General features: G+C 34.8%; 8 protein-coding genes, 1 tRNA gene and 1 pseudogene. 2 read left to right on the forward strand and 8 right to left on the reverse strand.

What is annotated here, in order from left to right:
* Positions 1-117: 117 nt before the first annotated feature.
* From ACP5O9_RS00515 to ACP5O9_RS00550, 8 genes are all read right to left on the reverse strand, one after another.
* Entirely contained in the window at positions 118-2766 is a 2649-nt protein-coding gene (locus tag ACP5O9_RS00515; RefSeq protein WP_428723228.1) for a c-type cytochrome, read from the reverse strand.
* Positions 2763-3827, reverse strand: a complete 1065-nt coding sequence (locus ACP5O9_RS00520; RefSeq protein WP_428723229.1) for a hypothetical protein — start codon at positions 3825-3827, stop codon at positions 2763-2765. Before ACP5O9_RS00520 ends, ACP5O9_RS00515 begins: the two co-directional genes overlap by 4 nt.
* Before the next feature lie 39 nt (positions 3828-3866).
* Positions 3867-4592 (reverse strand): RNA methyltransferase, encoded by a 726-nt coding sequence (locus tag ACP5O9_RS00525; RefSeq protein ID WP_424904842.1) that lies wholly within the window; start codon positions 4590-4592, stop codon positions 3867-3869.
* A complete protein-coding gene (xseB, locus tag ACP5O9_RS00530) occupies positions 4593-4814 on the reverse strand; it encodes an exodeoxyribonuclease VII small subunit (protein WP_353686472.1) in 222 nt (73 codons plus the stop codon). It abuts the gene before it with no gap.
* A complete protein-coding gene (xseA, locus tag ACP5O9_RS00535; protein ID WP_424904843.1) occupies positions 4792-6258 on the reverse strand; it encodes an exodeoxyribonuclease VII large subunit in 1467 nt (488 codons plus the stop codon). The genes xseB and xseA overlap by 23 nt, the downstream gene beginning before the upstream one ends.
* Positions 6251-6979, reverse strand: coding sequence for a pyridoxine 5'-phosphate synthase (locus ACP5O9_RS00540; RefSeq protein ID WP_353686474.1), 729 nt, complete (start codon positions 6977-6979; stop codon positions 6251-6253). The genes xseA and ACP5O9_RS00540 overlap by 8 nt, the downstream gene beginning before the upstream one ends.
* A 178-nt stretch (positions 6980-7157) precedes the next feature.
* On the reverse strand, positions 7158-8228 hold the full coding sequence (locus ACP5O9_RS00545) for a glycosyltransferase family 4 protein (RefSeq protein WP_353686475.1): 1071 nt from the start codon (positions 8226-8228) through the stop codon (positions 7158-7160).
* A complete protein-coding gene (locus ACP5O9_RS00550; RefSeq protein ID WP_428723230.1) occupies positions 8182-9699 on the reverse strand; it encodes a glycosyltransferase family 2 protein in 1518 nt (505 codons plus the stop codon). Before ACP5O9_RS00550 ends, ACP5O9_RS00545 begins: the two co-directional genes overlap by 47 nt.
* Before the next feature lie 262 nt (positions 9700-9961).
* Here ACP5O9_RS00550 and ACP5O9_RS00555 point away from each other — a divergent pair.
* Together ACP5O9_RS00555 and ACP5O9_RS00560 are read left to right on the forward strand one after the other, a co-directional pair.
* Positions 9962-10045 (forward strand) — tRNA-Leu (locus ACP5O9_RS00555).
* A gap of 204 nt (positions 10046-10249) precedes the next feature.
* Positions 10250-10580 (forward strand): annotated as a pseudogene (locus tag ACP5O9_RS00560) (chordopoxvirus fusion protein); the annotation flags it as partial.

Here is a 10580-nt window from a genome sequence, read left to right on the forward strand (position 1 = left end):
TTTTTTAGACAGTGCAAAATTGAAAAAAAATTTAGCTCTATATTTATAATGCAGTATACCCCTCGCTAATGCTCGGGATTACAGAAAAATGCTATCTTATTTTATCAAAATTATCACCTACTGTAAAGCTTTTTTATTTCTGAAAGCTCTCAGCATATTTGCATGGTGAGGAGAGCCCTGCATTTTCACCTTATGGCATACCTCGCACTTCATCTCTGATGAGATTGGAAGAGGCGTTCCCTGATATTGCATGGGCTGAATATTGTCTCTATTTTTTCCAAACTCATTGAATGCAGGATAAATTGCATGGGGAGAGCTGTGACAGGCTATGCAGGGAATTTTTTCAGTGTTTTCTTTTCTGTTTCTGTAAAGACCTGCAGTGTCGGTTGTCCATTTATTGAATGCTCTAACATTATTAGCAGGTTTCTGAAATCCCACATGACAACTAAGGCAATCAGGCTCCTGTATCCAGGGCGCTCTTGGTTTTATCTCTGAGATTGGTGTTTCAGGCTTTAGATTTCTAAGAAGAAGCTGAGCAGTTGTTGTACCTTCCTGAGACAATAAAACTGCAGAAGCATGCTCATCAAGTCTTCCATGACACCTGGTGCAACCAATTCCGATCTTTGCATGGATGTCTCTGTTACATCTTGTGTTACCTTTTGCATCATTGGGATGGCATAAGTTACAGGCTCTTTCATCTTTCCATGGTATGTAGTTGGCATGCCATCCATGCATGGAGGCTGAAAAACTGTTGTGCCTCTTTATTCCCTTTGATTTAACAATAAAATCCTCATGACATTTCTGACACATAACAGGCTTTCCTTTAAGAGCATTTTCAAGAAGCTTTGTCCCATTATTTCTGTCATGAACTCTCAGGATGTTCTTAGCAGTATTATCAGATATACCTGAAATGCCATTCCATCTTGGAGCACCACTGTGACACTCAAAGCATCTGAGTTCCGTTGAAACAGGAGCAACAAATTTTGTGGTCTGTAAAATCCTGCCTGTAGATTTATGTATTGCCTTTGCTTCAAAAACTGGATAAGGATTAAATTTTCCGTCATCTCTATAAGGTAAGACAGGAATCCCCTCAGCCGAGAATATATTTCTTTCCTTATCATAATCAAATACTCCACTAAGACCTTTACCGGTAACTCCTGTATTTTCAGCCAGTTTTTTGCCTTTCAAAGACTCAGAATACTTCCAGAACTCACTATGTCTGGATGGATTCTCATATCCTTTCTGGACTTCATAATGAATTTCTATGTTTTCTGAGACAATTTCTGGCTTTAAACCTCTTTTTATAAGCACTGCCTGGAAGGAACTTCCCGGATATAGGAATGAAAACCATTTGTCTGAATCAGTTATGCATTTCTCACCGAGCGTGCTCCAAGCAAGAAGGACATATTCATCCTTCTGGGGATTGAAGGATGGAATGGAGACTTCCTCCTGTATTGGTTTAAAATCTGTCTTTTTGTTTTCTCTTTTGTCATGAAGGCTTGCTATAAACTCTGCAAGAGCCTCCATCTCCTTTTCCGTTCCAATAAACTTGGGCATGTAATCGCGAACTTTACCCTGACCATAAATCTGAGATAGTATTCCAAGCTTTGTAAGTCCCTTTGTTTTTTCAACAATATCATTTTTAACCCCTCTGATTGTGTGGCAGCTTAAACATTGAAGATTAAATAGTTCTTTACCTGCAAGGAGTTTGTTTTTTTCTGTCACTTCTTTAATAGGACTCCATTTTGCATATTTGAGAAATCCTTCTTTATTAAGCCTTTCCTCATCTGTAACCAAAACAGAAGATGAATACATGTATCCATAAATAACATATGGCTTTCTTGCATACTCTCTTATATATTCAAAACCACCAATCCATGCGAGACCAATTAAAACAAGTATAAACACTGCAATCTGCTGAAGCTTTCTTGAAGTTTTCATTATGAAAATGAGTGTTAGAAGATAAATCAGAACTGACGAGACTATAAAGACATTGACTGCGTTGGCGGTCTGTCTATTAAGCCAGAAATTGGTCAATCTTGCATTTTCTGGAATTGCATAAAAATACCAGAATCCTGAAATTATCAGGAAGGCAAGAGGCATATAAAGCCATTTTGCACAATATCTTAGAAGTTTATCTCTAAAATCACTCTGGGGCATAGATACTGCTGTAATAAATCCGAAAAGACCTGCGAACATAATGCATACTGCAGTTCTGAAAACAACACCTGGAAGATTTGTGGGATTGAAAAATCCATCCCAGAAGTTATAACTTCGGAGCCACTCTCCAGGAGTGAGCATAAAAGTTATAATTCCATTAATTATGAAAAGACTTAACCACGCTGCAGCTGCGTAAATAAAAGCAATTCTCAGGCGATTTTTATCAGAAAGTGTTTCGAATTTGTAGTGATAAATAAGCAATGAGACGATTTCAACGAGGAAGAAAACCCACTCAATTGCCCAGGCAAATACAAAAGTATGAATTAGCACAGAAGTTGCCCAGGGACTTGAAAGAGCAATAATAAACCATATTCCAACACCTGTTACTCCACCAAAAACCATTGTAAGAAGCAGGAAAAACCAGATATGTTTACGTACATACTGTCTAAGTTCGTAATTTTTTTCCCGTACACTTTTTAAATCTGTAAGCCATAAAAATATTCCACCGCCTACTGCAAAATGTGCGACAAAGACGTGAAGAACAGCAATTACTGCAATTAAAGTTCCTGAATTGAGATAATATAATTGCCAAACAGGATAATTCATTTTTTTGCCTCTTTGAAAAAGGCAAGTTTAAGCATGTAAATAATAACTCCAACGCCTGCAAATAAAATCAGAAGAAAGATAACAAAAACATCCCACTGAGGATTAATCTTTAGCTCAGAAATCTTGAAATAATCACCAAGCTGAAAAATCCTTAGGTTGTAGCGATTTATAATCATAGCAAGAATAGTAAGAGTAAGAAAAACCAGGGTAAAGTTCAACTTTTCTTTAAATCCTGAAATCATTGCAGCTGTAGCAAAGACTATTCCTGAGATAAACACTAAAGTGGCTAAAAAATCACCACCCATAAATTGAAGCATGACTTTTTTTGGAAGAGTTAAAAGGAATAAAATTCCAATAAACATTTGAACCACTGTGGCATAACTGAATATTTTCAATCCTTCTTTAATTTTCATACTTTGTATTTTTTTATCCGTACTTTTTGTAAGTTTATTATAAACAGCATAAAAAATACCTCCCACAGCTAAAGAAGCAACAATAAAGTGGAAATATCTTGGATATATGGTTATTTCTTTCCACAGTAGAATTGTTCCGTCTCTTTTTTCAAAGTATTGAGACCATTTTTGAGGCTCTTCCATGAGTGTGAGATTGTTAACCAGAATAAAGGCAATGTAAAGCATTATAAAAATCACAATTAAAAGAGACAGGTTTGCCAAAGTAGAGGCTTCAACTTTCCTGTAGTAGAAATAGGATGCATAGTAGGCAACTATAAGCGATGGAATAATCAATATCCAGAAAGTTCCAAGAAGCACAGAACTGGTGTAGAAAAAATGCCCAAAAACAACCTGAATGAACAAAAGAGCAGGGATAGCCATATTTATCGCAATAGCAAAAAGAATGGGAATTTTTTGTGCAATTAGTTTTTTTATCTCCAGAGTTTCACCTGTAGCAGATAAATTTTTATAAATGATTATTAAACTCAATCCAATAATAGAATTTACAAGCACGATATGAATCATGAAAAAAAACTGTTCAAACAGAATCAAAATCTGCGCAGGCGCAGGAATGCTTTCAGTATATGGAATCAGATTTTTAATCTCCATTTTCTGGAAATTATATCAAATAATTTGATAGAATTCAACTTAATCTTTAAGTTTTTCCTCTATGTGGGTGCAGATTCCATGAAGAAGTCTCAACTCCCAGAATGTAAGAGCTGTTCTTCCAAAAAGATGCCTGAAATTGTTGATTATTCTTTTTTCAAGATCAGGATTATCAGGTATATAACCGATTTTTTTTAAAACACTAAAAAATCTTTCATAAAATTTATTTAACTCCTGCTGGTCAACATAAAACTGACGTTGCATATGAAAATCTTTTATTTCTTCGCATCGCATAAGCTCATAAGCAACAATCAATACTGCTTGAGCAAGATTTAAAGATGGCTGAAGCTCTGATGTAGGAATTGTCATGAGATATCCGCACTTTTCAACTTCTTTATTAAAAAGTCCTTTATCTTCCCGTCCAAACAGTATGGCAACTCTGTTGTCCTGAGATATTTCATAAATTCTTTTTACTCCATCTCTTACATCCAGAATTGCACCTCTTTTTGAGCCTCTTCTGCGAGTTGTTCCAACTACGACTGCTTTGTCTTTGAGAGCATTGTCAAGTTCTTTATAAACTTCAGCTTTTTCAAGAATATCTTTGCTTGCCCATGCCATCCAGTAAGCTTCATCTGTTAGCGGCGCAGGATTTACAAGGATAAGATTTTTGAAACCCATGTTTTTTATTGCTCTTGCAGAAGAGCCAATGTTTCCTGATTCCTTTGGCTCAACTAAGACAAAATAGATATTTTCTTTCCATGAAGTCATTTAAAAGGGTTCGCTCTCTGTAGAATCTGGCTGTTCAAGCTCAATTAGGGTTTTATGAAGTTCTTCCTCTGCAGTTTTTAATTTGCCCTTGCAAAAACGAATAAGCTCTGTTGCTCTTTTTACTTTTTCAACAAGCACATCAACATCAACTTCCTGTGATTCTATAAACTTAAGAATTTCTTCAATCTCTTTCATTGCCTTAGAATAACTTAAGTTCTCCATTGTTTTCCTCCTTATTGGTTACAGTTGCTGAAATCTTTCCTTTGTAAAGCTGAATCTGAATATTAGCCATGAGAGGGACTTCCCCGGAATTCTTCAAAACTTTTCCATTTAAATAAGTAATACTGTAGCCTCTTTTTAAGATATTTTCAGGGCTAAGAAGACGAAGTTTCTCATTAACTCTTTCTATTTGAATATTTTTCAATGAAAGCGTGTTTTTCAGCTTTGTAAAAAGGCTGTCTTTGTAAGAGCTTATTCTGAAATTCTGTTTCGCCATGTTTTCGTTAATTTTCATTTTTACTTTATTGTTAATGTTTGTGAGCTCCACTTCCTGCGCTGTCAGTATTAGATTTGTTTTTTTATAAAGCTGCTGTTTAACTTTGAAAAGAAATTCTCTTTCACTGTGAACCCTTTTTAAAACATTATTATGCACTTCACTTACGATTAGATTCATTTTCTGTAAAATTTTTTCTCTTGAGTTTTTCACAGCCAGCTTGAATCTTTCCTCAATGCTTTGATTTTTTGAAATCTCAACACTTAGAAAATTCTCAGCTCTGTGAATAATTCTCTGTCTCAGAGTATCAAGCCTTGAGTCAAAATCAACTGCTCTGTCAAGTATGAATTTAGCAACCTCAGATGGAGTTTTAAAAGACATTGATGCAACACGGTCTGCTACAGTTTCATCTCTTGTATGACCTATTCCTGTAAATACAGGGACCGGCATTAAAGCCATTGTTTTTGCAAGTTCATAATCATTGAAAATTGCTAAATCAGCAACAGAGCCACCACCACGAATTAAAACTACAGCATCAAAATTCTTAGCTTCAAAAGCACATCTTTGAAATGCAGCCATTAAAGAGGCAACGGCAGAGTCTCCCTGAACAAAAGCATCAAAAAGTTTTGTATAAAACTTAAAGCCATATTTGTTTCCCTTTAAAATTTTTAAAAAGTCCTCATATCCAGCTGCAGATTCACTGGAGACAATTGCAATTCTCTGAATTATAACAGGGATCTCAATAAGCTTATTTCTGTCAATGAAGCCTTCTCGGGTAAGTCTTTCTATTGTTTCTTTCTTTTTTAAAGCCATTTCTCCGAGGCTGAAAGAGGGATCAATCTGATAAATACTTATTTTAAAACCATATTTTTCATGAAAAGTTGCTTTGCCAAGAAAAAGAATTTTTATTCCCTTCTGAAGCTCCATACCGGTTTTTAGATAAAAGTTATGAACAGTTTCTACATTTCTGCTCCATACTACAGCATCGCATTTTGCAACAATTTCATTGTCTTTTTTTTCAACAAGCTCAATCCAGTAATGCCCATTTTTATCAGAATCTATTTTTGCTATTTCAGCAACAATCCATTGATAATCAGAGATTTCTTGAATAAGTTCTTTAATCTCATTTAGATATTGTGAGAGTGTTTGATAGGTTACATCCACATTAAACATTCATACATGCCTCTTTAATAAGATTTTTCATCTCTCTGACAGCTTCTTCAATTCCAACCAGAACAGCCCTTGCAATTATGCTGTGGCCAATGTAAAGTCCTCTTAATCCTTTTATTGCAGCAACTGGTTTTACATTGTAGTAATTTAATCCATGCCCTGCATTTGTCTTAAGTCCAAGATTCAATGAATATGCAACTGCATCTTTAATTCTTTCAAGTTCTTTAAGCTGACTCTGTCGTCTTGTTTCAGAATAATATCCTGTATGAATCTCAACCATGTCTGCTCCGATTTCTTTTGAGCATTCAATAGAGGCTCTGTCAGGATTTATAAAAAGACTTACAGGAATTCCTCCATCTTTAATTTTTTTTATAGCTTCCTTAAGAGAATCTTTAAGTTCAATAACATTTAAGCCACCTTCTGTTGTAAGTTCCTGCCTTTTTTCTGGAACGAGGGTTACCATATCAGGTTTAACATTAAGAGCAATATTTATCATTTCTTCTGTGGCAGCCATCTCAAGATTAAGCTCGCATGGGACAACTTCTCTAAGAATTTTTAAATCCCTGTCCTGAATGTGTCTGCGGTCTTCTCTTAGATGAACTGTTATCCCATCAGCTCCGCCAAGTATTGCCAGTGTTGCAGCCATTGCAGGATCAGGCTCAAAGGTTTTTCGTGCTTGCCTAACAGTGGCAACATGATCAACATTTACTCCTAAGATAACCATAATTAAACCTCCGAAAAGAGTAATTGATTTGATTATATCAATTTTTTTGAAAAGTTGACAAAAACCTGGTTTGTCCTCAGATTGCCGATTGAACCCTTGAACATTTGAACAATCTTGAACAATTTTTTTGAACCCTTGAACAATTTTTAAAACTGATGAAGTCTGAACAGGAACTGGCTTACCATATTTTTTCTAATAAAGAAAAAGGTTTGTGAATCTGTAGAATTTTTTCATAAACTTTTAAGTATTCCTTTACCATTTTTTCTGCAGTGAAATTTTTTTCAACATGAAGCCTGCAATTTAGAGGATTTATATTTTTAATTTCTTCAATTTTTTTAACCATTCCATCAATCATGTTTTCAACTGAAACAATAAAGCCTGTAACTCCATCAATCACTATTTCAGGAACAGATGCTCTTCTTGGGGCAATAACAGGAGTTCCACAAGCCATTGCTTCAATCATTACAAGTCCAAAGGCTTCTTTCCATCTAACTGGTAAAATAAGAGCCAGAGCATTTTTTAAAAGCTCTGCCTTTTCGGAAAAAGTAAGTTCTCCAAATACTTTAATTTGCTTTCCATCCTGCTCAGAAAGAATTTTTTCTTTATAAAAGTCTTCAAATTCTTTTCTTATTTCACCTGCAAGAATAATTGGAATTCCACTTTTTTTACTTATTTCAATAGCTATGTCAGGACCTTTGTAAGGAGAAAAAGTTCCAAGAAACAGTAAATACTCTCCTTTTTTGTCTGAAAAGGGATATTTTTTTACATCTATTCCATGATAAACTGTTGCTATCCAATTAAGCTCTGGAGCAAGCTCTCTTTGAGCATTACTTATTGAGACATAAAATCTATCTTTAAAGGCTTCCCTGAGCACTGCAGGCTCTGGAGGTAAAGAGCTGTGAATTGTTGTTACCACAGGAGTTTTCACTAAAGGAGTAATGCTGAGAGGGATAAATCCATTATGATTATGAAGAATATCAAAATCATTACTCATTTTACCAACTATTTCTGTTTGTAAAATATCGTAGTCATAAAAATCCCATTTAAATTTTCCAAGTATGTCATAGAGATTTCTCTCTACAATTGGAACTAATTTACATGGAAGGTTTGAGTCTCCAGAGGCAAAAACAGTTACTTCATGCCCTTTTTCAGTCAATGCACAAGCAAGGTCATAAACCACAAGTTCTGTGCCTCCATATTTTTCAGGAGGCAGTTTTTTCCAAAGTGGTGAAATTAATCCAATTTTCATTTTTTTCACTCCTTGAGAGTTTGAAAAATCCATATAATTGCCATATTGCTGAAGAATAAATTAAACCATTGACAAAAGCTCCGGTAGCCAAAACAAATTGATTTTTTAAAATTCCCACACTGAAAGCTAATCCACTAAAAATTAATATTAAAATTTCTGACAAACCTTCTCTGAGATATCTAAATATTCCAAAATTTTCCTTAAATTTAGGGGTTCTCCAGAATTCTTTTTTAGGATAGATTAGACATTTTATCCATTCTGTTGCCATTGGCAAGGTTAAAGAAAGAAAAGAGATAAAGGCATACAGACGTTCTTTCAACCCTACAGCTGTATTAACTGGCATTGCAAAAAACAAACCAAGAGCTCTGCTTGACAGGAATGCTAAATAGGGAACTACAAAAGCAAAACTGAAAGAAACAAACTCAAAACAACTTAAGAGCATAATCCAGAATGGTATAAATAGATTGTTAAACCATATTGTATTTTGAGCTAAATAACAAAGTTTTTGCATAAAATTAAGTCTACTGAAGATGAAAAATCTAAGATTTTTTATTATTGTCTGCATGTTTCCAAATACCCATCTTGCCCTTTGTTTTTTGTAGGCTGCATAGCTATATGGCATAAGTCCTTTACCTTTTGAATGGTCAATATAAACTGTTTTATAACCAAGCTCGTGAATTCTAATTCCAATTTCACTGTCCTCTGTTATAACCTCCTTAGAAAATCCTCCTATACTTTCAAGAACGCTTTTTCTTATAAGTCCCATTGTTCCCATAAAGGAAGCAGCATTGTACTCATTGCAAGTATTCATTACTGTGCTGAAAAAGTATCTGTAGGCATAATACATTCCTTTTGATACAGCAGTGTCATTCAAAAAATAATTCTGCGGAAGTTGAACAACTGCTATTTCAGGGTCTTTAAAGTATCCCACTGTTTTTTTAAGAAAATCCTTTTCTACTATATAATCAGAATCTACAACTGCGACTATTTCGGTTTTAGGTGAAGTTAAATTTAAGGCATAATTTAACACTCCTGCCTTAAATCCTTCAATTTGTGGAATGTAAAAAAATTTTACTTTTTCACCAAGACTTTGGCAAATTTTTCTGATGTTTTCTACATCTTTATCATAAGGAGTATTGTTTACTAAGGCATATACTTCGTAGTTCTCATAATCAAGCTCGCTTAAAGAAATTAATGCCGGTGTTACAACCTCTGCTGGTTCTTTACATATGGGAACAAAAATGGAAACAAAAGGTTTATAATCAGCAGGCAGTTCAATAAAATCTGTTTTCCTCAATCTGTGTTTTTTTGTTGTATCAAAAATAACAAGAAGCTCTAATGAAAAAAGACAGAGAGAAATACAATTTACAATTGCTTCAAAAAAATTTAAATGAAATATATAAAAAATGTATCCAGAAATGATTGAAAAATAAAGAAATTTGGAAGAAAAAGACCAGCCAGCATTCTTCATTAGCCACCTCCTAAGAAAAATCTTAGTAGCAGCTAATTATTAAGAATGCTACCAAATTATAACAAAAAAATTTTAAGTTTATCAACTTAAAAATTCTTCTTAAAACTGCCATTAGGAAATTATTGTCTTGAGCGAATTTAGAATTTTTTTGGGAAAAGTTCTTAACTAAGCGGAAGCGAAAGTAAGTTTCCTGTCGGCAATTTCAACTCCTTAAGGTAAACTTGCGAAGAATGTCCTGATAAAGGTAAAATTAAAATACTGAGCCGAAGTGGCGGAACTGGCAGACGCGCCAGATTCAGGATCTGGTGGTGGCAACGCCGTGCGGGTTCAAATCCCGCCTTCGGCATTTAAAAGGTCTTTAAATAGTGTAAAAAACATATACTTCAGAAGACAGTAAGTATTAAGATAGAGCTTCTGAAAAAGCAGTAGTATAATTTTATTCTACTCGGTTACATTTGCTTTTGTGCTGATGTAACTGAGGATGCGGAGCATTGAAAAAAGCATGAGCCTAAATTGTTGATAACATTTACTAAAATTGTTATATTATAGTATGCTTTTCAGTATAGAAATTATTGAAGAGTTAGAAAAACTTGAGCCTGCCATCAGATCAAGTCTTATCAAAATATTGAAAAGTCTTGACAAGACCATCGGTGAGATGGTCAAAAGAGAGGATTTTTTAGAATTAAAGGTTGATTTCAAGAAGCTCACAAAAATAGTAGAGGAGCTTGCAGAGGCACAGAAGCGTACTGAACAGAGGGTAGAGGAGCTTGCAGAGGCACAGAAGCGTACTGAGGAAAGATTAGCTCGCCTTGAGAACATTGTTGCAGAGCTTGCAGAGGCACAGAAGCGTACTGAACAGAGGGTAGAGGAGCTTGCAGAGG

Source organism: Thermodesulfovibrio sp. (assembly GCF_049969575.1).
In the GTDB taxonomy this organism is placed as follows: Bacteria; Nitrospirota; Thermodesulfovibrionia; order Thermodesulfovibrionales; family Thermodesulfovibrionaceae; genus Thermodesulfovibrio; species Thermodesulfovibrio obliviosus.

Coding starts and splice junctions, on each gene's coding strand:
- ACP5O9_RS00515 (WP_428723228.1), bottom strand. CDS start 2,766: ATGAATTATCCTGTTTGGCAATTATATTATCTCAATTCAGGAACTTTA.
- ACP5O9_RS00520 (WP_428723229.1), bottom strand. CDS start 3,827: ATGGAGATTAAAAATCTGATTCCATATACTGAAAGCATTCCTGCGCCT.
- ACP5O9_RS00525 (WP_424904842.1), bottom strand. CDS start 4,592: ATGACTTCATGGAAAGAAAATATCTATTTTGTCTTAGTTGAGCCAAAG.
- xseB (WP_353686472.1), bottom strand. CDS start 4,814: ATGGAGAACTTAAGTTATTCTAAGGCAATGAAAGAGATTGAAGAAATT.
- xseA (WP_424904843.1), bottom strand. CDS start 6,258: ATGTTTAATGTGGATGTAACCTATCAAACACTCTCACAATATCTAAAT.
- ACP5O9_RS00540 (WP_353686474.1), bottom strand. CDS start 6,979: ATGGTTATCTTAGGAGTAAATGTTGATCATGTTGCCACTGTTAGGCAA.
- ACP5O9_RS00545 (WP_353686475.1), bottom strand. CDS start 8,228: ATGAAAATTGGATTAATTTCACCACTTTGGAAAAAACTGCCTCCTGAA.
- ACP5O9_RS00550 (WP_428723230.1), bottom strand. CDS start 9,699: ATGAAGAATGCTGGCTGGTCTTTTTCTTCCAAATTTCTTTATTTTTCA.